General features: G+C 70.1%; 25 protein-coding genes, 1 tRNA gene and 1 riboswitch. Of the genes, 17 read left to right on the top strand and 9 right to left on the bottom strand.

What is annotated here, in order from left to right:
* The first annotated feature begins 126 nt into the window (after positions 1-126).
* Positions 127-1,020 carry a peptidoglycan recognition protein family protein gene (locus OU415_RS29065; RefSeq protein WP_270952532.1) on the top strand — a complete coding sequence of 298 codons (894 nt, stop codon included), beginning with the start codon at positions 127-129 and terminating at the stop codon, positions 1,018-1,020.
* A gap of 74 nt (positions 1,021-1,094) precedes the next feature.
* On the opposite strand, the gene OU415_RS29060 is transcribed toward OU415_RS29065, so the two are convergent.
* On the bottom strand, positions 1,095-1,328 hold the full coding sequence (locus OU415_RS29060) for a DUF3263 domain-containing protein (RefSeq protein ID WP_270952531.1): 234 nt from the start codon (positions 1,326-1,328) through the stop codon (positions 1,095-1,097).
* Positions 1,329-1,407: 79 nt separating this feature from the next.
* Complete coding sequence (locus OU415_RS29055; protein WP_270952530.1) at positions 1,408-2,589, bottom strand: MFS transporter; 1,182 nt, start codon at positions 2,587-2,589, stop codon at positions 1,408-1,410.
* Positions 2,590-2,761: 172 nt separating this feature from the next.
* Positions 2,762-2,895: riboswitch (FMN riboswitch) on the top strand.
* 94 nt (positions 2,896-2,989) lie between these two features.
* On the opposite strand from OU415_RS29055, the gene OU415_RS29050 reads away from it, so the two are divergent.
* Entirely contained in the window at positions 2,990-3,637 is a 648-nt protein-coding gene (locus OU415_RS29050; protein ID WP_270952529.1) for a nicotinamide mononucleotide transporter family protein, read from the top strand.
* 87 nt (positions 3,638-3,724) lie between these two features.
* Positions 3,725-4,996, top strand: a complete 1,272-nt coding sequence (locus OU415_RS29045; RefSeq protein WP_270952528.1) for a M14 family metallopeptidase — start codon at positions 3,725-3,727, stop codon at positions 4,994-4,996.
* Positions 4,997-5,109: 113 nt separating this feature from the next.
* On the opposite strand, the gene OU415_RS29040 is transcribed toward OU415_RS29045, so the two are convergent.
* Positions 5,110-6,153: an isocitrate/isopropylmalate dehydrogenase family protein gene (locus OU415_RS29040; RefSeq protein WP_270952527.1), complete on the bottom strand. Its 1,044-nt coding sequence runs from the start codon at positions 6,151-6,153 to the stop codon at positions 5,110-5,112.
* Positions 6,154-6,192: 39 nt separating this feature from the next.
* Here OU415_RS29040 and OU415_RS29035 point away from each other — a divergent pair, with 39 nt between their 5' ends.
* Positions 6,193-6,333: a hypothetical protein gene (locus tag OU415_RS29035; protein ID WP_270952553.1), complete on the top strand. Its 141-nt coding sequence runs from the start codon at positions 6,193-6,195 to the stop codon at positions 6,331-6,333.
* A 47-nt stretch (positions 6,334-6,380) separates the two neighbouring features.
* On the opposite strand, the gene aceE is transcribed toward OU415_RS29035, so the two are convergent.
* Positions 6,381-9,149, bottom strand: a complete 2,769-nt coding sequence (gene aceE, locus OU415_RS29030) for a pyruvate dehydrogenase (acetyl-transferring), homodimeric type (RefSeq protein ID WP_270952526.1) — start codon at positions 9,147-9,149, stop codon at positions 6,381-6,383.
* A gap of 296 nt (positions 9,150-9,445) precedes the next feature.
* Here aceE and OU415_RS29025 point away from each other — a divergent pair, with 296 nt between their 5' ends.
* The 3 genes from OU415_RS29025 to OU415_RS29015 all read left to right on the top strand — a co-directional run bounded on the left by OU415_RS29025 (position 9,446) and on the right by OU415_RS29015 (position 10,632).
* The gene (locus OU415_RS29025) at positions 9,446-9,880 is read left to right on the top strand and encodes a DUF3052 domain-containing protein (RefSeq protein WP_270952525.1); all 435 of its coding nucleotides are present in this window, start codon (positions 9,446-9,448) and stop codon (positions 9,878-9,880) included.
* 112 nt (positions 9,881-9,992) lie between these two features.
* Positions 9,993-10,457, top strand: coding sequence for a peroxiredoxin (locus OU415_RS29020; RefSeq protein ID WP_270952524.1), 465 nt, complete (start codon positions 9,993-9,995; stop codon positions 10,455-10,457).
* 103 nt (positions 10,458-10,560) lie between these two features.
* A tRNA-Val gene (locus OU415_RS29015) sits at positions 10,561-10,632 on the top strand.
* Here the strand turns inward: OU415_RS29015 and OU415_RS38400 are convergent.
* Positions 10,621-10,938, bottom strand: coding sequence for a hypothetical protein (locus OU415_RS38400; protein WP_408641929.1), 318 nt, complete (start codon positions 10,936-10,938; stop codon positions 10,621-10,623). The two genes, OU415_RS29015 and OU415_RS38400, sit on opposite strands and share 12 nt — an antisense overlap.
* A 192-nt stretch (positions 10,939-11,130) precedes the next feature.
* Between OU415_RS38400 and OU415_RS29005 the strand changes: the two genes are divergently transcribed.
* Positions 11,131-11,622 (top strand): TspO/MBR family protein, encoded by a 492-nt coding sequence (locus OU415_RS29005; protein WP_408641928.1) that lies wholly within the window; start codon positions 11,131-11,133, stop codon positions 11,620-11,622.
* Between the two features lie 9 nt (positions 11,623-11,631).
* Here the strand turns inward: OU415_RS29005 and OU415_RS29000 are convergent, their stop codons facing one another.
* Positions 11,632-12,990, bottom strand: a complete 1,359-nt coding sequence (locus OU415_RS29000; protein ID WP_270952523.1) for a cryptochrome/photolyase family protein — start codon at positions 12,988-12,990, stop codon at positions 11,632-11,634.
* Positions 12,991-13,142: 152 nt separating this feature from the next.
* Here OU415_RS29000 and OU415_RS28995 point away from each other — a divergent pair, with 152 nt between their 5' ends.
* Entirely contained in the window at positions 13,143-14,687 is a 1,545-nt protein-coding gene (locus OU415_RS28995; protein WP_270952522.1) for an SDR family oxidoreductase, read from the top strand.
* On the opposite strand, the gene OU415_RS28990 is transcribed toward OU415_RS28995, so the two are convergent.
* The gene (locus OU415_RS28990) at positions 14,629-15,099 is read right to left on the bottom strand and encodes a YcxB family protein (protein ID WP_270952521.1); all 471 of its coding nucleotides are present in this window, start codon (positions 15,097-15,099) and stop codon (positions 14,629-14,631) included. The genes OU415_RS28995 and OU415_RS28990 overlap by 59 nt on opposite strands.
* A 477-nt stretch (positions 15,100-15,576) precedes the next feature.
* Here OU415_RS28990 and OU415_RS28985 point away from each other — a divergent pair, with 477 nt between their 5' ends.
* Together OU415_RS28985 and OU415_RS28980 are read left to right on the top strand one after the other, a co-directional pair.
* Positions 15,577-16,302: a Clp protease N-terminal domain-containing protein gene (locus OU415_RS28985; RefSeq protein WP_270952551.1), complete on the top strand. Its 726-nt coding sequence runs from the start codon at positions 15,577-15,579 to the stop codon at positions 16,300-16,302.
* 70 nt (positions 16,303-16,372) lie between these two features.
* Positions 16,373-16,825 (top strand): GreA/GreB family elongation factor, encoded by a 453-nt coding sequence (locus OU415_RS28980; protein ID WP_270952520.1) that lies wholly within the window; start codon positions 16,373-16,375, stop codon positions 16,823-16,825.
* A 220-nt stretch (positions 16,826-17,045) separates the two neighbouring features.
* On the opposite strand, the gene OU415_RS28975 is transcribed toward OU415_RS28980, so the two are convergent.
* Entirely contained in the window at positions 17,046-20,471 is a 3,426-nt protein-coding gene (locus OU415_RS28975) for an indolepyruvate ferredoxin oxidoreductase family protein (protein ID WP_270952519.1), read from the bottom strand.
* 156 nt (positions 20,472-20,627) lie between these two features.
* Between OU415_RS28975 and OU415_RS28970 the strand changes: the two genes are divergently transcribed.
* The 5 genes from OU415_RS28970 to OU415_RS28950 all read left to right on the top strand — a co-directional run bounded on the left by OU415_RS28970 (position 20,628) and on the right by OU415_RS28950 (position 24,128).
* A complete protein-coding gene (locus OU415_RS28970) occupies positions 20,628-21,083 on the top strand; it encodes an Lrp/AsnC family transcriptional regulator (RefSeq protein WP_270952518.1) in 456 nt (151 codons plus the stop codon).
* Positions 21,084-21,255: 172 nt separating this feature from the next.
* Entirely contained in the window at positions 21,256-21,588 is a 333-nt protein-coding gene (locus OU415_RS28965) for a hypothetical protein (protein WP_270952517.1), read from the top strand.
* Positions 21,589-21,628: 40 nt separating this feature from the next.
* On the top strand, positions 21,629-22,489 hold the full coding sequence (locus OU415_RS28960; protein ID WP_270952516.1) for an arylamine N-acetyltransferase family protein: 861 nt from the start codon (positions 21,629-21,631) through the stop codon (positions 22,487-22,489).
* A 34-nt stretch (positions 22,490-22,523) separates the two neighbouring features.
* Positions 22,524-23,093 (top strand): NADPH-dependent FMN reductase, encoded by a 570-nt coding sequence (locus OU415_RS28955; RefSeq protein WP_270952515.1) that lies wholly within the window; start codon positions 22,524-22,526, stop codon positions 23,091-23,093.
* Between the two features lie 78 nt (positions 23,094-23,171).
* Positions 23,172-24,128 carry a DUF3048 domain-containing protein gene (locus OU415_RS28950; protein ID WP_270952514.1) on the top strand — a complete coding sequence of 319 codons (957 nt, stop codon included), beginning with the start codon at positions 23,172-23,174 and terminating at the stop codon, positions 24,126-24,128.
* A gap of 50 nt (positions 24,129-24,178) precedes the next feature.
* On the opposite strand, the gene OU415_RS28945 is transcribed toward OU415_RS28950, so the two are convergent.
* The gene (locus OU415_RS28945) at positions 24,179-25,093 is read right to left on the bottom strand and encodes an endonuclease/exonuclease/phosphatase family protein (RefSeq protein WP_270952513.1); all 915 of its coding nucleotides are present in this window, start codon (positions 25,091-25,093) and stop codon (positions 24,179-24,181) included.
* A 160-nt stretch (positions 25,094-25,253) separates the two neighbouring features.
* Here OU415_RS28945 and mshB point away from each other — a divergent pair, with 160 nt between their 5' ends.
* Positions 25,254-26,078: an N-acetyl-1-D-myo-inositol-2-amino-2-deoxy-alpha-D-glucopyranoside deacetylase gene (gene mshB / locus OU415_RS28940; RefSeq protein WP_270952550.1), complete on the top strand. Its 825-nt coding sequence runs from the start codon at positions 25,254-25,256 to the stop codon at positions 26,076-26,078.
* The last annotated feature ends 135 nt before the right edge of the window (positions 26,079-26,213 follow it).

Raw genomic sequence — 26,213 nt, 5'->3', positions numbered from 1 at the left:
GGAAAGCCGAATGGTCGGGACTCACCCGTTGGGTGGGTCCCGACCATTTTCACGCACTTGGCCGTGGTCGCCCGGATTCGATGGCGACACCATGGAGGAACGGATCAAGCCAGGAGAGTGATCAGGTTGGCATTGCCCCTCGTCTGGCTGGCGGACGCGCTGCGCGCGGCAGGGCTGACGGTGGTCGAAACCGACGGCTGGCGGGAGCGCACCGCCACCTCGGGGCCGCAGCCGGCACCGGTCGGCGTGCTCGAGCACCACACCGCCACGCCTGCTTCTCGTGAGGACCCAGCACCGAGCGTTCAACTCTGCATCGACGGTCGCCCCGACCTGGCCGGACCGCTCTGCCACGCGGTGATCGGCTTCGACGGGGTGGTGCACATGATCGCCGCCGGCCGCGCCAACCACGCGGGCGAGGCGAAGGCCTCCGGTCCCAACCCGGAAGGCGACGGCAACACCCTCTACGTCGGCTTCGAGTGGGACTACCAGGGCGTCGACCAGGGGCCGAGCCCGGAGCAGTACTCGGCGGCGCTGAAGGCGACCCGCGCGGTGCTCGACCACCTGGGCCGCCCGATGGACGCCGCGCGCGGTCACAAGGAGACCAGCACCACCGGCAAGATCGACCCCGGTCACGTCGACATGGACCGGTTCCGCGCCGATCTCGGGAACAAGGACCAGGAGGACCAGATGACCCCGGACCAGGACGCGATCCTCCGGCGGCTGGAGCAGGAGCTGCTCGGCCCGCGCGGACCGAACGGCGAGATCCAGGGCTGGCACACCGAGGTCGGGCCGCGCACCGTCGTCGCGATGCTCGTCGACCTGGTGAACACCGTGGTGGGCAAGCAGCAGGCGCCGCAGATCCCGGCGCAGGCGGGGGCCGCGGACCCGGAGGCGATCAAGAAGGCGTTCCAGGCGATGCCGCCGGACCAGGCGGCACCGCTGCTGGCGGAGCTGGTCCGGATCCAGCAGGCCCGCCAGCTCACCCCGGAGCAGCACGCCGCCCAGCAACCCCAGCAGTAGGGATCAGGACGAGAGCCCCCGTCGTGCCGACCAGGTGCGGCGGGGCTTCTTCGTTCGGGGAGCCGCTCAGCGGATCAGACGTCGCGGGCGGTGCGGCGCTGGGCTCGCTTGTCCCGCTGGTCCAGCAGCCGCTTGACCAGCGCGGGCTGCTGCTTCAGGGCTTCGGGCTCGTCCAGCAGGCGGTTCAGCCGCTGGTAGTAGCGGTTCGGGGAGAACCCGAAGCGCTCCTGGATGACCCGCTCCTTGTTGCCCTGGTACTGCCAGTGCTCGAGCTCGAACGCGAGGATGGCGTGATCGGTGTCGTTCATCCGGCGTCCCCTCCTCGAGCTGCTGATCGAGTCTACCGGCGCCTGCACGCCTGTTCGATCGGCCATCCGAGGGCGTTGCTCACACCGCCGCTCCCGCACCCCTGCGGCGCATCGAGAGCAGGAGCCCGGCCAGCGCTGATCCGGACAGCAGCACCACCAGCCCGCACACGCCCGGCCAGCCGAAGTGCGCGAAAGCCCGCACCCCGAGCCAAGATCCGGCGCTGCCGCCGAGGTAGGCGCAGGTCATGTAGGCCGTGTTGAGCCTGCTGCGGGCTTCCGGGCGCAACGCGTAGATCCGCACCTGGTTGGCGACCATGCCCGACTGCATCGCGACGTCGAGCACCAGCGTGCCCAGTACGAGGGACACCAGTCCCACCGCCCCGCCGAAGCTGCCGACGGCGAGCAGCGCGGCCGACGTGATCGTGCCGATCGTGCACACCAGGTTGACGGCGTCCGGACCCCGCCGATCCGCTTGGCGACCGGCGATCGGAGTGCAGACCATGGTCGCCGCGCCGACCACCGCGAGCGCTCCGACGGCCGGTGCGCCGAGCCCGTAGACCGGACTGGTGAGCAGCAGGGCCACCCCGGTCCAGACGGCGGTGAAGCTCCCGAACACCATCGCCTGGTAGAAGCAGGAACGCCGCAGTTCGGGCTCGGTGCGGAGCAGCCGCAGCGATTCGCCGAGCAACGCCGGATAGCGCTGCGCCGACGGAGGTTCCGTGCTCGGCAGCGCGCACGCCAGGACGACGGCCACGATCAGGACGAGCGCCGCGGACACCAGGTACGGAGCCCGCCACCCGAGCCACTCGCCGAGCGAACCGCCGAACGCGCGGGATAGCAGCATCCCGCCGATCGACCCGCTCAGCAGCGTCCCGATGACCGCGCCGCGGCGGCGCTCGCCCGCCAAACCGGCGGCGAACGGGCTGATCAGGGGTGCGATCACGTTCGTGGTGCCGATCAGGGCGCTCGCCGCCACGAGCGGTGGCAGCGCGGGAGCCGCTGCGGCGGCCAGCAGGCCGAGGCCGGTGATGGCGAGCAGCGACGTGATCAGCAGCCGGTGCGGGACGCGGTCGCCGAGCGGCACCAGCAGGAAGATGCCGATCGAATAGCCGAACTGCACGGCCGTCGCGACCATGGCAGCCGCGTCGACGGGGACGCCCAGGCCGGTGGCGACCAGGGGGCTGATCGCCTGCGGGAAGTAGATGTTGCCAACGCTGATCCCGCAGGTCAGGGACAGCAGCAGGACGAGAGCGCGGTTCATCGGTCGAGCCCGTGGTCACGTGGGGCGTCGGATCTGCGCACCAGGAGAAGATCCAGGGCGCTTCGGTCGCCGTGCAACCGGTTTTCGCGCCAGGAGCCGATGTGACGCGACGCACGTATTGGCGCGGGAACAGATCAGCAGGCGCACGATGTTGCGCAGAACGAACGAAGTCGTGCGCTCCGGGGCTCGGTGAAAATCCGAACCGGCGGTAACAGTCCGCGAACCGGCGCCTCGCCCCGCGAGGTGTCGGCCGATCCGGTGGAATTCCGGAACCGACGGTGAAAGTCCGGATGAGAGGCAGCGCACGGGTCGACCGGAGTAGGGCTGTCGGTGTCGGCAGGTGTCCGCTCCGGGCTGCCCGCATACCCCGGTGCGCACGTCGCAGGTGGGAGGAGCGGGCGTGCAGGCTGTCGCGGAATGGGTGCTCGGCAACGGGATCACCGTGCTGGGCCAGCAGATCTCGTGGGCGGAACTCGTCGGGCAGCTGTGCGCCCTGGCAGTGGTCTTCCTCGCCCAGCGCAGGACCTTGGCTACCTGGCCGGTGCAGGTCTCGGCGACGGTGCTGCTGTTCGCCGTCTACGCCTCGGCGCACCTGGGCGGGCTGGCCGTCCGGCAGGTGATGATCCTGCTGATCTCGATCTACGGCTGGTGGGCGTGGAACCGCCGCAGCGACCCGGTCTACGGCGTCGTGGTGCGCAAGGCCTCCGCCGTGGAGCGGCTCGTGCTGGTCGGCGCGCTGGCCATCGGCACGTCCGCGTTCGCATTGCTGCTGTCCGCATTGGACGCCTCGTGGGCGCCGTGGCCGGACTCCTGGATCTTCATCGGCACTCTGGTCGCGTTCTGGGCGCAGGGGCGCGGTCTTGTCGAGTTCTGGCTGGTCTGGTTGGCCGTGGACGCGGTGGGCGTCCCGCTGCAGATCGCGTCCGGCCTGCACGTCAGCGCGGCGATCTACGTGGTCTTCGCGGCCCTGGTGATCCACGGTTGGTGGAGCTGGAACCGCACGGCCCGCGTGCAACGCGCTCGGCAGCGCGTCGCCGTGGAGGCCTGAAGGAACACGAAAGTGCCTTCACCGCTTGACTCCTGACGTTCGGCGGTGGTGGATGCGAGTCGTCGCACATCGCCGAAAGGGGTCGAAATGGGGCGTCTCGCGCGCAGCGCGGTGGTTCCGCTGGCGGTCGGTGCTCTGCTGGTGACGCCGGTGGCGTCCGCGCAGGAGCGGACCGCTGCACCGACGACGGGTTTCGAGCAGACCGACGGCAGCCGGTGGACGACACCGGAGGAGGAGACCGAGTTCCTGCAGGCCGTTGACGAGGCCAGCCAGCAGGTTTCGGTCGAGCAGATCGGCAAGACCAAGCAGGACCGCCCGCTGCGGTTGGTCCGCGTCGGCGCTCGGGGAGCGCGCACCGCAGTGCTGTTCACCTGCTCGCAGCACGGCGACGAGCCCTCCGGCCGCGAAGCCTGCCTGGGCACCATCCGCGATCTCGGGCTGTCCGAAGACCCGGAGGTGCGCAAGTTCCTGAGCACCACGAGCGTGCTGTTCGTGCCGAACGCCAACCCGGACGGCAACGTCGCCAACACCCGCGGCAACGCCGACGGCGTGGACATCAACCGCGACCACATCGCGCTGAACACGCCGGAAGCGCAAGCCGTGGCGGAGGTGATCCGCGACGAGCGGCCCGACGTGGTGCACGACCTGCACGAGTACGGCGCCAAGCCGCCTTACTACGTCAAGGACCTCCTCGCGCTGTGGCCGCGCAACCTCAACGCCGCCGAAGGCGTGCACGACGAGTCGGAGCGGTTGTCCGAGGAGTACGTCCGGCCCGCGGTCGAGGACACCGGGTTCTCCACCGGCATCTACGGCATCTGGACGGACCCGGAGACCGGTGAGCCGATCAAGCAGGTCGCCGGCGACGGGCAGGAGCGGATCCTGCGCAACACCATCGGCGTCAAGAACGCCCTCGGCCTGCTGGTGGAAACCCGCGTCGACCCGCTCACCGACGAGGAGAAGACCGATCCGGCGGTCAACAACCGCCGCCGCGTCGACTCCCACCGCACCGGGGTCGCGGCCACGTTGCGGATGATGTCCGAGCGCCGCGGTGAGATCGCGACCGCGACCGCCACCGCCCGGCAAGCGGGTCTGCTCGGCCAGGGGCCGATCTACTTCGACGGTGCGGACAACGAGGCTCCGAGCCAGGTCGACGAGAACCCGCCTTGCGCGTACGGCCTGACGGCGGACCAGTTCGGTGCGGTGCGCGACAAGCTCGACCTGCACGGCGTGCGCAGCACACCCGGCCCGGACGGCGGGCGAGTGGTGCCGATGCGCCAGGAGGCCCGCTCGCTGGTCGCCCTCCTGCTCGACTCCCGCGCGCAGTTCCACATCGCCGAAGGCCGACCGCTGTCCTGCTGAGCCGTCCGGTGCTCCGCCGAGCCGCAGTTTCAATTGAAACTGCGGATCTCGTGAGGGGCCAGGCGCAGTTTCAATTGAAACTGCGGTCCACGGAGTGAGATGGGCGGAGCCGGTCAGAGCCTGCTGATGACGGCTTCGGTGACGCCTTCGGTGCCGCATTCGGGGGTGCCGTCCGGCCGCACCCGCACGGCACCTCCGGCGTATGCGGACTCGACCGCCGCCTCGATCCGCCGTGCGGCGGCGGTGGCCCCGACGTGTTCCAGCAGCATTGCTGCGCTGCGGATTTGCGAGGTCGGGTTGGCCCGGCCGGTTCCGGCGAGCGACGGGGCGCTGCCGTGCACGGGCTCGAAGTAGGCCGCGGTGCCGCCGATGTTGCCCGACGGGCACATGCCCAGCCCGCCGACCGTCGCCGCACCCAGGTCGCTGAGCATGTCGCCGACGAAGTTCTCGGTGACCAGCACGTCGAAGTGCGCCGGATCGGCCACCAGGTCGTGCGCGGCGGCGTCGGTGTAGCGGTGGTCCGCTTCGACGTCCGGGTACTGCACGGCGATCTCGTCGAAGATCGCGCGGAAGAACGCGAAGCTGCGCAGCACGTTGCTCTTGTCCACGCAGGTCACTCGCTGCACGCCGTCCTTCGGCGCACCGGAGCGCTTGCGCGCCAGCTCGAAGGCGAACCGGACGATCCGCTCGACGCCGACGCGGGTCATGAGCAGCTGATCGCTGGCCGCGTGGTCGTTGCGCACCCCGCTGCCGCGCGAGAGGTACAAGCCCTCGGTGTTCTCGCGGACGATCACGTAGTTGATCGGTGAACCGGTCTCCCGCACGCCCGGCAGCAGCCGGACCGGCCGCACGTTGGCGTAGGTGTCCAGCCCGTTGCGCAGCACGCCGCCCAGCACACCGGCCTCCGTGCCGTCCGGATGCCGCACCTCGGGCAACCCGACCGGACCTTTCAGCACGGCGTCGTAGGTGGTCCGGAACCGCTCCAGCGCGCCTTCGGCCAGCGGTGCGCCGGTTTCGGTGAAGGTCCGCGCCCCGCCGGGTTCGTCGACGAACTCGATCGAAATCCCGTCGGCATCCGCCGCGGCGGCCAGGACCTCCCGTGCGCTGCCCACCAGTTCGGGGCCGATTCCGTCGCCGTCGATGCATGCCACCCGCATCCGGGCAGTATGGATCATCCGGACAGCAGTGTTCACCCGGTGGCCATGCGCGAGCTCCGGCCGCGACGGCTCCGACATGACTACCGGGTGCTGCCGTACGTCTCGAAGCCGGGCGCCCCGGCGACGACGGCGGCCAGCTTCGTCACCCAGGACCGGGACCCGGGCCTCCACGCGGTCTGACCCGCGGGGGCACCTCCGCTGCGGAGGTGCCCCCGCGTTCCGCTCGATCAGGCGAGGCCGGAGTCCGACGTCTGCGGTCCGGCGGCCTGGACGTCGTCCAGGCGGTAGCGGCGGGTCGCCTCGACGACCGCGGACCTGTCCACCTGGCCGGTGCGCGCCAGCGCGGCCAGCGTCGCGACCACAGTGGACTCCGCGTCGACCAGGAACACCCGTCGCGCGGCCGGGCGGGTGTCGGAGAACCCGAACCCGTCCGCACCCAGGCTCACCATGTCGCCCGGTACCCACGGCCGGATCAGGTCCGGCACCGCGCGCATCCAGTCGCTGACCGCGACGACCGGCCCTTCGGCCTGCGACAGCGCTCGCGTCACGTGCGGCACCTGCGGTTCGGCCTCCGGGTGCAGCAGGTTGTGCCGGTCGGCGGCCTCGGCTTCGCGCCGCAGCTGCGACCAGGACGTCGCCGACCACACGTCGGCCTGCACGCCCCACTCCTCGGCGAGCATCTGCTGCGCCTTCAGCGCCAGCGGCATGGTCACGCCCGAGGTGAGGATCTGGGCCTTCGGCCCCTCCCCGCCGGGAGCGGCCTGGTAGCGGTACAGGCCGCGCAGCAGTCCGTCGACGTCCAGACCGGACGGCTCGGCCGGCTGCTGGTACGGCTCGTTGTAGATGGTCAGGTAGTAGAAGACGTTCTCGGCGTCCTCGCCGTACATCCGCCGCAGGCCGTCCTTGACGATGTGCGCCACCTCGAACGCCCACGCCGGGTCGTAGGCGACCACCGCCGGGTTCGTCGCCGCGAGCAGCTGCGAGTGCCCGTCGGCGTGCTGCAGGCCCTCACCGGTCAGCGTGGTCCGCCCGGCGGTCGCGCCGAGCACGAACCCGCGGGCCATCTGGTCGGCGGCGGCCCAGAAGCCGTCACCGGTGCGCTGGAAGCCGAACATCGAGTAGAAGATGTAGATCGGGATCATCGGCTCGCCGTGCGTGGCGTAGCTGCTGCCCGCCGCGGTGAACGACGCGGTCGACCCGGCCTCGTTGATGCCCTCGTGCAGGATCTGCCCCTGCTCGCTCTCCCGGTAGGCCAGCATCAGCTGGTAGTCCACCGGCGTGTAGAGCTGGCCGAGCGGGTTGTAGATCTTCTGCGACGGGAACATCGAGTCCATGCCGAACGTGCGCGCCTCGTCCGGGATGATCGGCACGATCCGCGGCCCGATCTCGGGGTCCTTGGCGAGGTCCTTGAGCAGCCGGACGAACGCCATCGTGGTGGCGACCTCCTGCTTGCCCGAACCCCGCTTGATCACCTCGTAGACCTTGTCGCCGGGCAGCACCAGCGGCTTGGCCTTGGTCCGCCGCTCCGGCAGGTACCCGCCCAGCTGGCGGCGCCGGTCCTGCAGGTACTGGACCTCCGGCGCGTCCTGGCCGGGGTGGTAGTACGGCGGCAGGTAGGGGTCGAGCTGGTCGTCGGAGATCGGGATCCGCAGGCTGTCCCGGAACTGCTTCAGGTCGTCCAGGGTCAGCTTCTTCATCTGGTGGGTGGCGTTGCGGCCCTCGAAGTGCGGGCCGAGGCCGTACCCCTTGATCGTCTTGGCCAGGATGACGGTCGGCTGGCCGTGGTGCTCGGTGGCTGCCTTGTACGCCGCGTAGATCTTGCGGTAGTCGTGCCCGCCGCGGCGCAGGCCCCAGATCTCGTCGTCGGAGAGGTGCTTGACCATGTCCTTGGTGCGCGGGTCGCGGCCGAAGAAGTGCTCCCGGACGAACGCCCCGTCGTTGGCCTTGTAGGTCTGGTAGTCGCCGTCCGGGGTGGTGTTCATCAGGTTGACCAGCGCGCCGTCGCGGTCGGCGTGCAGCAGCGCGTCCCACTCGCGGCCCCAGATCACCTTGATCACGTTCCACCCGGCGCCGCGGAAGAACGCCTCCAGCTCCTGGATGATCTTGCCGTTGCCGCGCACCGGCCCGTCCAGCTGCTGCAGGTTGCAGTTGATCACGAAGGTGAGGTTGTCCAGACCGTCGTTGGCGGCCACCTGGAGCAGACCGCGCGATTCGGGCTCGTTCATCTCGCCGTCGCCGAGGAACGCCCACACCCGCTGCTGGCTGGTGTCCTTGATGCCGCGGTCGTGCAGGTAGCGGTCGAACCGGGCCTGGTAGATCGCGTTCATCGGGCCCAGGCCCATGGAAACGGTGGGGAACTCCCAGAAGTCCGGCATCAGCCGCGGGTGCGGGTAGGACGGCAGTCCGCCGCCGGGACCGGCGTGCGAGTACTCCTGGCGGAACCCGTCGAGCTGGTCGGCGGACAGCCGGCCTTCGAGGAACGCGCGGGCGTAGATGCCGGGGGAGGCGTGGCCCTGGATGTAGAGGTGGTCGCCGCCGCCGGGGTGGTCCTTGCCGCGGAAGAACCAGTTGAACCCGACCTCGTAGAGGCTGGCCGAGGACGCGAACGACGAGATGTGGCCGCCCACGCCGACGCCCGGGCGCTGCGCGCGGTGCACCATCATCGCCGCGTTCCACCGCATCCAGGCCCGGTAGCGGCGTTCGGTCTCCTCGTCGCCGGGGAACCAGGGTTCCTGCTCGGTGGCGATGCTGTTGACGTAATCAGTGCTGGTCAGCGACGGGACGCCGACGCCGCTCTCGCGGGCTCGCTGCAGCAGGCGCAGCATCAGGTAGCGCGCTCGTTGCTGCCCGTGGCCCGACAGCACCGAGTCGAAGGACTGCAGCCACTCCTGGGTCTCCTCCGGATCGATGTCCGGCAGGTGGGAGGCGAGACCGTCCCGGATGACCCGAACCCGCTGGGTGGGGGCGGCACCGGAGTCGTTGTTGAGCGGGGACAAAGGGAACTCCTCGACTGCGTCGTGGCGGTGGCGGGGTGTTCGAACAGTGACTTCGAACACTGTCATCGTCCCCCATTTCGGCCACCGATGCGCACACCTGCGGCGGCCGTGCCGCGAACCAGGCTTTTGGTGGTGGATTTCCCGGTCTACAGTCAGTGGCCTGACCGCTGCTGCGGCGTGTCGTGCCGCCAGCAGTTGCGCCGATGGTGGTTCGCAGTGTTCGCTATCGGCCATATCTGGAAGACGTGCGGCACCACGCGGGTGTCGCACCTGTGCATTGGAGGAGTGAGCAAACCGTGGTCGCCGCGGGAGACGCCGGTAAAGGCGAAGCCGACGTCGCCGAGAGGCTCGACATCGAGCCCGAGATGGTTGTTCAGGAAATCGGCTGGGAAGAGGATGTCGACGATGATGTCCGGGCCGCGATCGAGGAACGTTGCGGGAGCGAACTCCTCGACGAGGATGCCGACGAAGTGGTCGATGTCGTGCTGCTGTGGTGGCGCGAAGACGACGGCGACCTGACGGACACGCTTCTCGACGTCATGACGCCGCTGTCCGACGACGGGGTCATCTGGGTGCTGACCCCGAAGACCGGCCGGGATGGATCGGTCGACCCGGCCGACATCACGGAGGCAGCGTCGACGGCGAACCTGGCCCAGACGGCCAACGTGACCGTCAGCGACAGCTGGAAGGCAACGAGGCTGGCCTACCGGTCCAGCAAGGCCAAGCGCTGACGATCGACGAGTTCCAGCACGTGGGCACCGGTGGAATCCATCGGTGCCCACGTGCGTCTCGTCGGTGTAGGTTCGGCGGTGACAAGGTCACGTCGAACAGGAGGGTTCGCCCATGACGGTCGAGGTCGGTGCGCAGGCGCCGGACTTCACTCTGCCGGACTACAACAAGGAAAAGGTCTCGCTGGCCGATTTCCGCGGCAAGAAGAACGTCCTGCTGGTCTTCTACCCGTTCGCGTTCAGCGGGGTGTGCCAGGGCGAGCTCTGCCAGGTCCGGGACGACCTCAGCGATTTCCAGAACGATGACGTCCAGGTGCTGGGCGTGTCGGTCGACTCCCCGTTCGCGCTGAAGGCGTGGGCGGACAAGGAGGGCTACACCTTCCCGCTGCTGTCGGACTTCTGGCCGCACGGTGAGATCGCCAAGGCCTACGGCGTGTTCAACGAGGCGGCCGGCATGGCCAACCGCGGCACGTTCTTGATCGACACCGAGGGCAAGGTCCGCTTCGCCGAGGTGAACCAGCCGGGCGAGGCCCGCGACCAGAACGTCTGGAAGAAGGCTCTGGCCGAACTCACGGCCTGATCCGGTTCTGGAGGTGGCCGACCGGGTGCCCGGATCGCCCGAACCGACGGGTAAGGTGTCGGCGGTGATCAACCGGGCCCCCGGCCCGGCCGGCCACCACCCAGGGCGCATAGCTCAGCGGAAGAGCACTTGCCTTACAAGCAAGGGGTCGTAGGTTCGAACCCTACTGCGCCCACTCCTTCGATCTGGTGTTGATTCGGATCGAGCGCCCCCGCGACTTCTTCCACCGGTTGGGCGCCGATGCCGAGGTCGGGTTGCTCGCCACCCACTGCTCCTGCACCTGGATCCACGAGTACGTCTTCCCGGGCGGGATGCTGCCCTCGCCGGAAGAGGTGGGGGAGCGGTCGCCAGGGGTGATGAGACCGCCTTCGCGCAGCTCTACGACCACATCGCGGACCCGGTGTTCGGCCTGGTGCAGCGCATCGTGCTCGATGCGGCGCAGTCCGAGGGGGTCACGCAGGAGGTGCTGGTGACCTACCACCGCGGGTACACCTACCGGCAGGCCGCGGGGCTGTGCGGGACGGTCTGATCAGCCTGCGCGACTGCTTGGGGTGGCTCGACGAGCACGGATCCGGCGACTGGTGCCTGCGCGGTGGGCGCCTCGACGACGTCGTGATGCCGCTGCCTGCCTGAGCACCCGTCCCGACCGGCATGGATCAGCTGGAGGCAGGACATGTTCGCCGAGATGCGGTGCTCGAAGCGGGAAGCTGTCGCCGCCGCAGCGGTTCTCATCGGCGCAGTGCTGGTGGTCGCGGTGATCGGGTCGATTGCCGCGGCCACGTCCGCCGAGCAGTACGCGTCGCTGCAGCAACCGCCATGGGCCCCGCCTCCGTGGTTGTTCGGCCCGGTGTGGACGGTCCTGTACGCCTTGATGGCGGTCGCCGGGTGGCGTGCTTGGTGCGCCGGGCCGGGCCGGTCGCGAGGCCCCGCCATGGCTTGGTACGGGGTGAACCTGGTGCTCAACGCTGCGTGGACGCCGTTGTTCTTCGTCGCGGGCCAGCGCCCGTCGGCGTTGTTCGAGATCGTCCTGCTCGACGTCGTGATCGTGGTGACTGCGGTGCTGTTCTGGCGGCGAGATCGGTTGGCGGGGGTGCTGCTGTTGCCCTACCTGGCTTGGACGCTGTTCGCCACGGCGCTCAACGCGTCGATCGTGGCGCTGAACTGACCGCTGGCGTCACGGTTGTCCGCGGTCGGCGCGGAACTGCGCGTTGGCCGCGTCGACGTCGACGATCGGGGCGGGATAGCCGAGGCGGTCGAGGTCGGCTGGGTCGATGCGCCGCGGGTCGTGCAGCGCCTTCGCGGGCAGGCTGCGCAGTTCCGGGACGTAGCGGCGGATGTACTCGCCGGTCGGGTCGTACCGCTCGGCTTGGCGGACGGGGTTGAGCACCCGGTTCGGGCGGGTATCGGTGCCGGTGCCCGCCATCCACTGCCAGTTCATGTTGTTGTTGGCGATGTCGCCGTCCACCAGCAGGTCGAGGAAGTGCTGGGCACCCAGGCGCCAGTCGAGGTGGAGCGTCTTGGCCAGGAAGCAGGCCGTGATCATCCGTGCCCTGTTGTGCATCCAGCCCTCCGCCGCGAGCTGGCGCATCCCGGCATCGACGAGGGGAACGCCGGTGCGGCCGTCGCACCACGCCCGGAACGCCTCCGGGTCTTCGCGCCACCGATCGCCCCTCGGGCGGTAGTCGCGGTGGCTGGACGCGGGGCGAGCGGCGAGCACCTGGTGGTGGAAGTCCCGCCAGGCGAGCTGGCGGACGAAGGCGCGCTCGGGTTCGCTGTTCCCGGCCCGGTCGACGAGTTCGACCGGGGATACGCAGCCGAAGTGCAGGTACGGCGACAGCCGCGACGTCGCGTCGCCGGCGAGGTCGTCGTGTCCGCTCTCGTACTCCGCGATCCCGTCGGCGAACCACTGCCGCGCGAGCTGCCGACCCGCGGACTCGCCGCCGGTCGGCAGCTCCGGCGACAGCTCCCCGGGGCAGAGCTCCTCGCGGGCGGGCAGTTTGCCGGTCCGCAGCCGAGGCATCCGCAGCGCCTCGGGCATGGCCGCGACGCGTCGCATCGGCGCGGCGGCCCAGCGGCGGAAGTACGGGGTGAACACAGCGAAGTGGTCTTTGCCGCCCGGGACGAGGTCGCCCGGTGGGTGCGCGGTCACCACGGCGTCGTGGACGTGCAGCGCGCACTCGCGGGTGCGCAGAGCCTCTCGCAGGCTGTCCTCGCGGGCTTGCGCGTAGGCGCTGACGTCGGCGGCCACGTGGACTTCGGTCGCGCCCACCTCGTCGGCCAGCCCCGCGACCTCGGTTGCGGGAGTGCCGGTTCGCACGACGAGACCGCCGCCGAGCTCACCGAGCGAAGTGCGCAGGTCTCGGAGGCAGTCCAGCAGGAAAGCGGTGCGGTTCGGCCGGGTGAAGGGGCCGCGCAGCACTGCTTCGTCGAGCACGAACAGAGGGATCACCCGATCAGCCCGTGCGGCGTGCTGCAGGACCGGGTTGTCGTGGACCCGCAGATCGCGGGTGAACAGGCAGATCGACGTGCGCAACGATTTCGCCCTCGTCTCACGGGAATTCGGTCGAGGCTATCAGCGGGCGAAGTCGCGAACCCCCTTCGGACAACGGCGTGCCGGACTCCGCTCAACCCGATCGTGGAACGGGGTTCCGCTTGCCCGGTGCGGAAACGGGGTACCCAGCGCGGATGGGAACCGGGGGATCGAAGTTGTGCTTGGTGACCGGCGCCACCGGCTACGTGGGTGGGCGGCTCGTGCCGCGTTTGCTGGTCGGCGGGTACCGGGTGCGTTGCTTGGTCCGGACGCCGGAGAAGCTCCGCGACGTGCCGTGGCGCGACCAGGTCGAGGTGGTGCGCGGAGACCTGCTGGACGCCGATGAGGTGCGGGCGGCCTGCGAAGGCGTGGACGTCCTGTACTACCTCGTGCATTCCTTGCAGCAGAAGGGTTTCGGCGATCTGGACCGGCGTGCGGCGTCCATCGCGGGGCGGGCTGCGCAGCAGGCCGGGGTGTCGCGGATCGTCTACCTCGGCGGAGTTCATCCCGCCACCGGGCAGTTGTCGGAGCACCTGCGGTCGCGCGCCGAGGTGGGGGAGACGCTGCTGAGCAGCGGCGTGCCGACTGCGGTCCTGCAGGCTGCGGTGATCATCGGTTCCGGTTCGGCCAGCTTCGAGATGTTGCGGTACCTCACCGAGCGCCTGCCTGCGATGGTCACGCCGCGCTGGGTGAGCAACCGCGTCCAGCCGGTCGCCGTGCGGGACGTGCTGCACTACCTGGTCGCGGCGGCGGATCTGCCCGCCGAGGTCAACCGGTCCTTCGACATCGGCGGTCCGGACGTCCTCACCTACGCGGAGATGATGCGCACCTACGCCGCGGTGGCCGGACTTCCGCGGCGGCTGATGGTGCCGGTCAGCGTCCTGTCGCCCAAGCTCAGCTCGCTGTGGATCAACATCGTGACCCCGGTGCCGCGCAGCATCGGCATGCCGCTGATCGAGTCGCTGGTCAGCGAGGCCGTCTGCGCCGAGCACGACATCGACGACCACATCGCGCGCCCCGAGGGAGGGCTGACCCGCTTCCGCGATGCGGTCGCGTTGGCGCTGCGCAAGATCCAGCGCGGTGAGGTCGAGACGCGGTGGTCGGACGCGTCACCGGTCAGCGCCCCGTGGGAGCCGATCCCGTCCGACCCGGAGTGGTCCGGTGGCACCGTCTACCGGGATGTGCGCGAGCGCATCACCAGCGAGTCCCCGGAGGCCGTCTGGCGCGTTGTCGAAGGCATCGGCGGCCGCAACGGTTGGTACTCGTTCCCGCTCGCCTGGGCGGTGCGGGGGTGGATCGACCGGCTGCTGGGCGGCGTCGGCCTGCGCCGCGGACGGCGTGATCAGGAGCGGCTGCGCACGGGCGATGCGCTGGACTGGTGGCGGGTCGAGGAGCTGGCGGAGGGCCGTTTCCTCCGGCTGCGCGCCGAGATGAAGGTGCCGGGCCGGGCTTGGCTGGAGCTGTCCGTCGAGCCTGCGCAGGGCGGTACGCGCTACCGGCAGCGCGCGGTGTTCATCCCCCGCGGCCTGCTGGGGCACCTCTACTGGTGGGCGGCGGCGCCGTTCCACGGCTTGGTCTTCGGCGGCATGGTGCGCAGGATTCTCGGTGCTGCCGCTCGAAGTGCGTCCAGCGCCGTCGGGACTACTTCGACAGGTGGGCCGCGAAAGCGGCGAACTCCTCCCGCTGTTCGGGGGTCATGAGTTCTTTCGGGATCGTCAGGGCTTGGGCTTTGCCGAACATCGCGTACCAGGCTTCCGGGGTTTCGACTATCCGGTTCAGGCCTTGCCAGCGGAAGCGGGATTCCGCCAGGGGGTAGGTGATCTGGGCCCATTCGTCGGTCAGGGACAGGTGGTAGCCCTGCTTGATCACTTCGGACTGCATGCGCATTCCCGAGGCCACCGTGATCGGGACGACCGCGAACAGCAGCACCAGGCCGCCGGCGAGGATGCCGTATCCGGCGGATGACGTCGGGTCGAGCGCGAGGACCGCGGCGCCGAGGACGAGGACGACCACGCCCAGGATGCGGAAGGGCTTCATCTGGCGGTTGGCGAGGAAGCGCAACGTGCGTCGCAGGCGCTGTTCGTCGTAGGGCACCGAGGTCGAGATCTGCATCAGTGGATCTTAGAGCTCGTTCGGGCGCGGCAGCGCGGGTTTTCGCTGGATGCAAGCGCTTCGCGACCGGGTGCTGCGCGTGCGGGTGCCGGTGCGCGGATGATGTGGGCATGGGTCAGCGGGACGAGCTCGTCGAGGTTGCGGGGGCGTTGGAGCGGCTTGCTGCCGCTTCCACTGGTGGGGACTGGCGTGTTGGCGGGTTGCTCGCCACGCGGCCGGAGGTGGTCGCCGATCTCGGTGGCGGTTCGACCGAGCACGTCGCCGAGGCGCGGGCCAGGAGCGCTCGGTGGATCGCTGCTTTCTCGCCGGCTCTCGCGGCGCCGCTCGCCGACTGGCTGCGGTCGGCTGCTGAGCAGGAACCCGTCGATCCTGCTGCTCTTGCGTTCGCTCGGACGTTGGCGGAGCGACTCCCCGCACGATCGTCAACTTGTGGTTGACGACAAGAGAGCGTCAACCTATGGTTGACGTATGGATGAGATGAAGATTTCCAACCACGTTTCGCTGGACGAGTTGATCAACGCCATCAAGAAGGTGCACGGCGACGCGCTCGAACAGCTCTCCAGCGCCGTTGTCGCCGGGGAGCACCTCGGGGAGGTCGCCGACCACCTGATCGGGCACTTCGTCGACCAGGCCCGGCGGTCCGGGGCCTCGTGGACCGACATCGGCAAGAGCATGGGCGTCAGCAAGCAGGCCGCGCAGAAGCGGTTCGTGCCGAAGGGGCCCGGTGAGGTCTCCGACCTCGACCCCAGCCAGGGGTTCAGCCGGTTCACCCCGCGCGCCCGCAACGTCGTGGTGCTGGCGCAGAACGAGGCCCGCGCGGCCGAGAACGCCGAGATCCAGCCGGAGCACCTGGTGCTCGGAGTGCTGGGGGAGCCCGACGGGCTCGGCGCCAAGGCCATCGTCGCGCAGGGCGTTTCGCTCGACGCCGTTCGAGAGGCGGTGGTCGAGTCGCTCCCCGCCGCGGCCGATGAGATGCCGGCGCTCGTCCCGTTCGACGGGGCGGCGAAGAAGGTGCTGGAGCTGACCTTCCGGGAAGCGCTGCGGCTCGGGCACAACTACGTCGGCACCGAGCACATCCTGCTGGCGCTGCTGGAGAACGAGGCCGGGACCGGCGTGCTCTCCGGGTTCGGGATCGAGAAGGCCGCCTGCGAGGAGAACATCGCGGCCAACCTGGCCGAGATCACCGGGAAGCTCGCGGAGTGACCTGATCGAGTTGTGCTGCCAGCCGCCGAAGTTGAGCATGAGCTGCGGAAACTTCGGGGGAGGAGCGGCGATGGCCGGTGCGGAATCGACCACGCGAGAGCGGCTGGCGGAGGAGATCCGCTCGCTGCGGGAGCGGCGGAAGCGGCTGGTGGACGAGCTGGTGCAGAGCGCCGGCCCGGGCGACAGCGGCGACTCGTCGCAGGAGCTGCAGGGCGGGGACGAGATCGTCGCGATCGACGACCGCATCGCCGAACTGGAGAACCTGCTCGCCGGTGGGATCGAGGTGCAGGGCGTGGCCCCGGGGACCGAAGTGGTGCTGCGCTCGGCCGACGGTTCGACCCAGACCTACAAGGTCGTGGCGATCCCCGAGGAAGTCCTGGCCGGAGAGGAGGACATCACGGTGACCTCCGAAAGCCCGCTGGGACTGGCGCTGGTGCACAGCCAGCAGGGCGAGACGGTCCGGTATCCGACGCCCGACGGCCAAGCCGAGGTCGAAGTCCTCAGCATCCGCCGACCGAGCTGACGACCGAGGGGCCGGGGCTCCGACCGCGATTTCAATGGAATTTCGAGGTCAAATTTCCATTGAAATCGCACCAATCCCCCCGCACCCGGGCATGTCGGGCGCCCGACACGCCGGGGTCCCGACACGCCCGGGTGTGCAGTTTCAATTGAAACTGCGGAACCCAGGCACGGCGGATCACAGTTTCCATTGAAACTGCGGGACCCCGGCCCCTCGGCGCGGGTCAGAGCGCGGCGACCCGCTCGGACGTCGGGGACTTGAGGAGTTCGGCCTGCTTCTCGCGGTAGTCCTGCACGTTGGACAGCTTGATGTCCTCGTAGCCGCGGATCACGTCCGGCAGCTCGGCCAGCTCCAGCAGGGCCGGGTGGTCGGTGGCCATGGCCTGCTCGACGACACCGCGGTACTGCTCGACCAGTTCGCGCTCCACGCGGCGGACCTTGGCGTAGCCGAACGGGTCCAGGCGGGTGCCGCGCACCTTGCGCATCGTGCGCAGCAGCCGGAGTACCTGGCGGAACCACGGGCCGAGGCTGATCTTGCGGTTCATGCCCAGCGCGCGCAGCACCGGCGGGTGCAGGCGGAACGAATAGCGGGAACCCGCGCCGAACTGGGCTTCGACGTCCGCCAGCAGGCGCTCGTCCAGCGACAGCCGGGCCACCTCGTACTCGTCCTTGTAAGCCATCAGCTTGTGCAGGTTGCGGGCCACCGCCTCGGCCACCGCGGTAGTGCTCTCGCGCCGCACCCGCTCGACGAACTCCGCGTAGCTCCGGGCGTACTCCTCGTCCTGGTAGTCGACGAGGTCCGGGATCCGGATGTCCAGCAGGCGGGCCAGTTCCGAGCCCTCGGCCGCCTTCACGATCGCCCGCACCCGCTGCGCGGCCGGGCTCGGCGCCGGTGCTTCGACCGGGGCCGGGGCGATCTCGGCCTGCAGCGCGTCCGGGTCGGCGATGGCCTGGCGGCCGCGGCGGAACGCCTGGATGTTGGCCGCCACCGCGGCGCCGTTGAGCTCGATCGCCTGCTCGATGCTCTCGGCCGACAGCTGCAGCGCGCCGCACTGGTAGGCCGCGCCGAGCTGGAGGATGTTGGCGAACTGGTCGTCGTCGAACAGCTCCTCCGCCAGGCCGCGCGCGTCCAGGTAGTAGGCCCGGGCGGTGGCGTCGTCGAGGGTCGAGCGGATGCCGGACTGCTGCGGGAACGAGACCTCGGTGTCCACCACCATCCGGCCGGTCGGGACCTCGGTCGTGGACACCACCGCGGTCGTGCGGTCCGCGTCGGCCGCGGCCAGGTGCACCGGGTCGGCGGCAACCAGCAGGTCGCAGCCCAGGTAGAGGTCGCACTCGCCGGCGGCCAGCTTCGCCGCCTGCTCGACCACCGCCGAGGTGATCTTGAGGTCGGAGACGACCGCGCCGCCCTTCTGCGCGAGACCGATCTGGTCCAGAGTGCGCACCTGGCGGCCGTCGATCACCGCGGCGGTGGCCAGGATCTGGGTCACCGTGACAACGCCGGTGCCGCCAACGCCGGTGATGCGGACGGTGAAGTCGTCGTCGCCGCGCTGCGGTTCGGGCAGCTCGCCGGTCGTCAGCTCGCTGATCTCGCGGCGCTTCTTGCGACCGCTGGGCACCACCGTCAGGAACGACGGGCAGTCGCCGGACAGGCAGGAGTAGTCGACGTTGCAGGACGACTGGTGGATCCGGGTCTTGCGGCCGAACTCGGTGGACACCGGCTGCACCGACAGGCAGTTGGACTTCGCGCCGCAGTCCCCGCAGCCCTCGCACACCCGCTCGTTGATCAGCACCTTCTCCGGCGGGGTCTCCTGCTTGCCGCGACGGCGCTTGCGGCGCTTCTCCGCCGCGCACTCCTGGTCGTGGATGAGCACCGTGACGCCCGGTACCTTCGCCAGTTCCGCTTGCGCGTCGAGCATTTCGTCGCGGTGGCGGACGGTCACGCCGCGGGGGAGCTTGCCGGTCAACCGCTTCGGCGCATCGCTGGTGACGACGACCTTCGAAGCGCCTTCCAGCAGCAGGAGTTCGGCGATCTTGCCGACCGGCAGCGCGCCGACCGCGTCCTGCCCGCCGGTCATCGCCACCGCGGAGTTGTGCAGCAGCTTGTAGGTGATGTTCACGCCGGCCGCGGCCGCCGCGCGCACGGCCAGGCTGCCGGAGTGGGTGAAGGTGCCGTCACCGATGTTCTGCACGAAGTGCTCGGTGCCGACGAACGGCGCCATGCCGATCCACTGCGCGCCCTCGCCGCCCATCTGCGTGATGCCGACGACGTCGCCGACCTGGTCGGGGTCCATGAACAGCGCCATCGTGTGGCAGCCGATGCCCGCGCCCACCACGGTCCCGTCGGGCACCTTGGTCGAGGAGTTGTGCGGGCAGCCGGAGCAGAAGTACGGCGTGCGGGCCAGCAGCGGGACCGAGATCCGCTCGCGGCGGCGGCGCTGGCGCCAGGCGTCGATCTGCGGGATTTCGCCGTGCGCGGTCAGCCGGTCGGCAAGGCCGCGGGCGATCTTGTCCGGGTCGAGTTCGCCGAGCTCGGTGAACAGGGTCCGCCCGTCGGGCGTCTTCTTGCCGTGCACCCGCGGCGCGTCCGGACAGCCGTAGAGCACCTCCTTGATCACCGGCTCCAGGAACGCCCGCTTCTCCTCGACGACCACGATCTCGGTCAGGCCCTCGGCGAACTCCCGGACGATGGTGGGCTCCACCGGGTGGATCGCGCCGAGCTTGAGCAGCCGGATGCCGAAGCGCGCGAGGTCCTGCTCCTCGAGGCCGATGGTGCGCAGCGCCTGGCGGAGGTCCAAGTAGGACTTCCCGGCGGTCACGATGCCGATCCGGTCGGAGCTGCTGGAGTGCGTGATCCGGTTGACGCCGCTGGCCCGCAGGTACTCCAGCGCCAGCGGGACCCGCACGTTGTACAGGCTGCTCTCCAGGCCGGCGAGCTCGGCGCCCAGCAGTCGCGCGCTGGGGCGGTGCGAGTAGGCCTCCGGGCGCATTTCGGGCGGGGTCCAGTCCGGGGTGACGACCGCGGTCCCGGCCGCGTCGGCGACGTTGGCGACCACCTTCAGCGCCGACCACAGGCCGCTCGCCCGGGACAGCTCGACCGCGTGCCGCCCGAAGTCCAGCAGGTCCTGGGAATCCGCCGGGAAGAACGTGGGGATCTGCAGGTCGGCGAGGGCGGCTTCGGAGTGGGCCGGAACGGTGGAGGACTTCGCGTTCGGGTCGTCGCCGACCAGCGCGACCGCACCGCCGCGGGGGTCGGTGCCTGCCATGTTGGCGTGCCGCAGCGCGTCACCGGCCCGGTCCAGGCCGGGGGCCTTGCCGTACCAGACGCCGAGGACGCCGTCCGGGCGCTGCGTGCCGAGCCGCTCGGCGAGCTGGCTGCCCAGCACCGAGGTCGCGGCCAGTTCCTCGTTCAGGCCGGGGCGGTGCACCACGTCGTGCTCGGCGAGCAGCTTCGCGCGGCGGGCCAGCTCCAGGTCGAACCCGGCCAGCGGCGAACCCTCGTAGCCGGAGACGAACGCGGCGGTGTTGGAGCCCGCGCGGCGGTCCAGGCGGATCCGGTCGAACAGCATCCGCACCAGGGCCTGCACCCCGGTCACGTAGACCGTGCCCGCATCCCGGAGGTAGCGGTCGTCCAGCGTGAACGCGGCCATGTCGAACTCCTTCTCACCGGGGTGCGTCGTGATCGACGCCACTTCAACCCAAAACCGCGTGACGCACAACACTGCGACCCGAAACGGTGACGACCATGCAAACTTCGGTCGATACAAGCCTTCCGCACCGCTGAATTTTGCGTACCATCCGTGCGCATGGCCGATCAGACGCTCGATGCGACGGATCACGAGATCCTGGCGCTGCTGCGTGAGGACGCTCGCCGCACCCTGTCGGACATCGCCACGCGGGTGACCCTGTCGACGGCGGCGGTGAAGCGCCGGATCGACCGGCTGCAGGAGCTCGGCGTGATCCTCGGCTACACCGTCCAGCTCGACCACGCCAAGCTCGGCTGGCCGGTGGAGGCCTTCATCGAGCTGCGCTTCCTGGGCACCAGCAACGTGGACGAGATCGTCCAGACCACCACCCGGATGCCGGAGGCGCAGGCGGTGTTCACCATCGCGGGCGATCCGGACGCGCTGGTCTGGATGCGGGTGCGGGACATGGCGCACCTGCAGCGCACCATCGACGAGATCCGCCGCAGCCACCGCGTGACCAGCACCAAGACGCTGATCGCCCTCGACTCCTGGCAGCGCGGCGTCAAGAGCCCGTGAGCCTTTTCCGGGGCCATGGCACCAGAAAGTGCTCACGGCCTGTGACCTGCGAAAATGTGGACCAGCGACGAGTTCTGGGACTGGGTGCGGTCGGCGGTGGGAACCGGATCGGGCTTCGGGGCGCTGATCGTTCCAGCAGGACAAACCGGTCCGGGCGCGCGATGCTGGGCCCATGGTCGGTGATCTGGAGTTGGCCGTGGTTCCGGCGCTGCTGCCCGCTGGGCCGCCGGGCGTCGAGATCCGGCTGGACGGGCTCGTCGTGGGCGAGCTGGAGCTGCGGGTCTGCCACGATTGCCGGGTCGTCGTGCTCGAGCACGTTCGCATCGACCGGCGGTGCCGCCGGCGCGGGCTGGCGACCCTGGCCGTCGGCCTGATGCGCAGTTCGTGGTCGGACTACCGGTGGAGCGCTGGTCCGTTCGAGCCGACCACCGAGGCGCTCGGCTTCTGGCACTCCCTGGACGACCTGCGCGCCGAACCCGACGAGTGCGAGCACCTGCGCAACTGACGCTTGACCTCCAGCGGGCTCGAGCTTGCAGGTTGGGTGCATGGGAAAGCACGCGAATGACGAATGGCGGATCGGCGACGTCGACCTCGACGACTACTTGGCGCGGATCGGGCACCCGGCGGTCGCGGGGCCGTCGGCGGAGGTGCTGCGCTCGTTGCACGAGGCGCACGTCCAGGCCATCCCGTTCGAGAACCTCGACGTCGTCCTGGGGCGGTATCCCGCGGTCGAACTGGCCGCCATCAACGACAAGCTCGTCCACCGGAAGCGCGGCGGGTACTGCTTCGAGCACGCGCTGCTGTTCGCCGCGGTGCTGGAGAGGCTGGGTTTCGACGTCGAGCGGCGGATGGCGCGGGTCCACGCCGAGGGCTCCGGCTACCGGACGCACATGATGCTGCGCGTCCGGGTGGACGGCGCGGACTACCTGGCGGACGTGGGCTTCGGCGCGGGAATGCTGTCGCCGATGCCGCTCGAGGACGGCGCGGAGGTGGATCAGGCCGGTTGGCGGCACCGGATCGTCCGTCGGGGTCCACTGTGGAGCTTGCAGAAGGCCGGGGAGTCCGGGTGGGAGGAGTTGCACGCCTCCGACGCGCAGCCGCAGCGGCTCTCGGACTACGAGGTGGCGAACCACTACGTCGCGACGCACCCGAAGTCGCCGTTCGTCGGCAAGCCGGTGGTGTTCCGGTTGGCGCCCGGGGTGAGCCGCAAGCTGGTCGGCGACGAGCTCACCGCGGAGCACGCGTCGGGCGAGGTCGAGGTCGAGGAGGTGGCGCCCGACCAGCTCGGGGACGTGCTGCGGGGGCTGGGGATCTCGTTGCCGGAGGAGGACGTCGAGGTGCTCCGGCGGGCTTCGGAATCCACAGTGGAGAAGGAGTTGACCTCAAGTAATGTCGAGGTTCCATGATGGTCGGGACAGCTCGATCCACATGGAGGACACGATGGCGGAGACCCGACTGCGCGTGGGCATCATCGTCGGCAGCACCCGGGAGGGGCGGTTCGCCCGGACCGTGGCCGACTGGTTCGCCGGGCAGGCCCGGCAGCACCCGGAACTGCAGGTCGACCTCATCGACCTGGCCGAGGCCGACCTGCCCGCGGTGATGCCTTCGGTGAAAACCCCGCAGGTGCGCGATTTCACCGCTCGGCTGGACGCCGCCGACGGCTTCGTGGTGATCACGCCGGAGTACAACCACGGCTACCCGGCGCCGTTGAAGGCGGCCATCGACCTGGCGAACGCGGAGTGGCACACCAAACCCGTCGGATTCGTCAGCTACGGCGGGATTTCCGGTGGGTTGCGGGCGGTGGAGCAGCTGCGGCAAGTCTTCGCCGAACTGCACGCGGTGACCGTCCGCGAAACGGTCAGCTTCCACGGTGCCGGCGCGTGCTTCGACGCGGCGGGGAACCCCGAGGACACCACCGGTCCGGCGGCTGCGGCGAAGGCGCTGCTGGACCAGCTCGTGTGGTGGGCGCGGGCGAGCGCGGAGGCGCGGATCCGGCGTCCGTACCGCTGAACTGCGCCAGTCGGCCCCTTGTCGCCGCCGCGGTGGCGGGCGAAGCTACACCCCGGGATGCCCGCCGGGGGAGGGGCGATGTGGTGGTTGCGCGCGTTGGGCACGTTGGTCGCCACCGTCGTCGTGCTGCTCGGCGGATTGGCCCTGCAACCAGCGGGGACGAGCTCGGTGCCGATCGCACGACCGCAGCCGCCACCTGAACCACCACCGCCCGCGCCGCCGCCGGTCGGACCGCCGGTGCTCGCGGTGAAGGTGGACAACTCGCCACCGGCCCGCCCGCCGACCGGCATCGGCGCGGCCGACGTCGTGTACGTCGAACCCGTGGAAGCCGGAATCAGCAGGCTGATAGCGGTTTTCGGCACGCGGAAGCCGCCCGTGGTCGGGCCGGTGCGCAGCGCTCGGCAGACCGATCTGCGCCTGTTGCCGCAGTTCGGACGTCCGGCGCTGGCGTTCTCCGGCGCGGCGCCGGAACTCCTGCCGGAGATCGACCGGGCACCGGTGATCAGCGCCTCGCAGGCATCGGTGCCCGGTGCCTTCTTCCGGGGTCCGGGGCAGGCGCCGCACAACCTGTACGTGCGGCCGCCCGCGCTGCCGCCGGGCGAGGGGTGGTCGCCGAGCGCCGCGTTGACCTTCGGGCCGGCTCCGAGCGGTGGAGTTCCGACGAACGGCGAGGACGTCGCATACCGGTCGGCGCGGGTGGGTTTCAGCTGGTCGCCGGGGGATCAGCGGTGGTTGGTGTCGATGGACGGCCGCCCGCACGTGGCGACCGACAGCGGACGCCTCGCGGCGAGCACCGTTGTGCTGCAAGAAGTTCCGGTGTCGGACTCGCCGTTCCAAGACGTGGTCGGCAACGTCTCGCCGTTCGCGGAGACCGTCGGATCGGGCCGCGCCGTGGTCCTCCGCGACGGCCAGGCCTTCGAAGCCCGCTGGAACCGCCCCGCCCCGGAAGTCGGCACCACCTACACAACGCCGACCGGAACCCCGATCCCCTTCGCACCGGGCCAGGTCTGGATCGCCCTCGTTCCGGCGCCGTAGACCCGTGAGCACTTTCTGTTGCTATAGCACCAGAAAGTGCTCACGGGGCATCAGGTGAGGTCGACCAGGGCCTGGACCGGGAGGTGGTCGGAGGGGAAGTAGCCGTCGCGGCGGAAGTCGTTGATCGCCGCTCGACGCACCGAGACCTTGTCGTTGTGCAGGATCCAGTCGATGCGGTCCTTGCCCTCGACCGGATCCTTGTACCCGGCGAAGGTGCCCCAGGCCGGGGTGAGCTGCCGGTCCGCGGTCGTCCAGGTGTCGGCCAGGCCGCCGCCGGTGAGGATCCGGTAGGACTCCGAGCTGCCCGCCGCGGTGTTGAAGTCGCCGGTGAGCACCACCGGCAGCCCGGCGTCGAACCCGGCGATGCGCTCGCCCACCAGCTGCGCGCTGCGCTGGCGGGACGGCTCCGACTGGTGGTCGAAGTGGGTGTTGACGTGGGTGAACTCGCGACCGCTGCGGCGGTCGTGGAAGCGCACCCAGGTGACCATCCGGATCACGTTGTTGCCCCAGGACTTCGAGCCGATCATCGATGGGGTGTCCGAGAGCCAGAAGTGGTCGTAGTCCAGTGGTTCCAGGCGGCGGGCGTCGTAGTAGATCGACATGAACTCGCCGCGGCCACCGCCCTCGCGCCCCAGCCCGATCCAGTCGTAGAACGGCGGGACGTCCTGCAGGACGTCCTTGACCTGGTTGAACATCGCTTCCTGCACGCCCAGCACGGTGGGCTGCTCGATGCCGATCAGCTCGGCGAGGATCGGGCGGCGGATGCGCCACGAATCCGGGTCCGGCGGAGCGGCCTTCGTGTCGGTGCGGATGTTGAAGGTCATCACGTGCAGCTGCTGGCCTTCGGCCGGGCCGATCAGCGCCCCGCCCGCCGGTGCGGCCGCCGCCTGACCGGTGCCGAACGCACCGGCGACCGCAGCGGCTCCGGCCAGTCCGAGCACACCTCGTCGGGAAACTCCTGACACAACGCCTCCTTCGTCTGCGCCTGAAGATCTTCACGCGGGGCGGTGGGGTTTTCGTTGACCGGAGGGCGAACATCGTCCGAATTTCCCGATTGCCCGGACGTTTCGAGCCGGCTGTCGGTGGGGGTGGCTAGGCTCGGTAGATATGAACGATCGTCGTCTTCTGCTGGTGCACGCCCATCCCGATGACGAGGCCACCGCCACCGGCGCCACCATGGCCCGCTACTGCGCGGAAGGCGCCTCGGTTTCGCTGGTGACCTGCACCAGCGGTGAACTCGGCGAGGTCATCGCCGACGACCTCGCGCACCTGCGCGGGAACCCCGACGCGCTGGGGGAGTACCGGCGCGGTGAGATCAGCGCGGCGCTGGCCGAGTTCGGCGAGGTCCGGCACCACTGGCTCGGCGGCCCGGGCCGCTTCCGGGACAGCGGGATGGCCGGTGAGGACGGCAACACCGCGTCCGGTGCGTTCGCCGCGGCGGATCCGGCCGAGGTCACCCGCGCCATGGTCGAGATCCTGCGCGCCGAGCGGCCGCACGTGGTGGTCACCTACGACGAGCACGGCGGTTACGGGCACCCGGACCACATCGCCGCGCACCGCGCCGTCATGACCTCTCTCGACCCGGCCGCCGACCCGGACTACGCCCCGGAACTCGGCGAACCGTGGGAGGTGCCGAAGGTGTACTGGACGACGCTGCCGCGCTCGATCCTCAAGCGGGTCGAGGAAGCGGGCGTCGAGGGCTTCGAGCCGTACACGGTGCCGGACGAGGAGCTGACCGCGATGGTCGACGGCCGCGACTTCCACTCGGCCAAGATCGCCGCGCTGCGCCACTACCGCAGCCAGGTCAACCTCGACGACGGCGAGTTCTTCGCCCAGCTGGTCCTGCGCCCGGAGTTCGCCCTGGAGCACTACCTCCTGGTCCGGGGCGACCGGGGACCCGGCGTCGGCCCCAACAACTGGGAGCCGGACCTCTTCGCCGGCCTCTCCTGACGGTTCGTCCGGGCCCGTGTTCCCGCAATTTCAATGGAAATCGGACGTCTGATTTCCATTGAAATTGCGGAAGTTCTCCCCAGGCCGGGCCAGTTGTCCACAGCCGTCGGCGGGGGGGGGGCCCCCCCCCCCCCC

Origin of the sequence: Saccharopolyspora oryzae (assembly GCF_027853915.1) — a bacterium.
Classification (GTDB): domain Bacteria; phylum Actinomycetota; class Actinomycetes; order Mycobacteriales; family Pseudonocardiaceae; genus Saccharopolyspora; species Saccharopolyspora oryzae.
The sequence above is the reverse complement of the archived record's forward strand: the minus strand, read 5'-3'. Positions and strand labels throughout refer to the sequence as shown.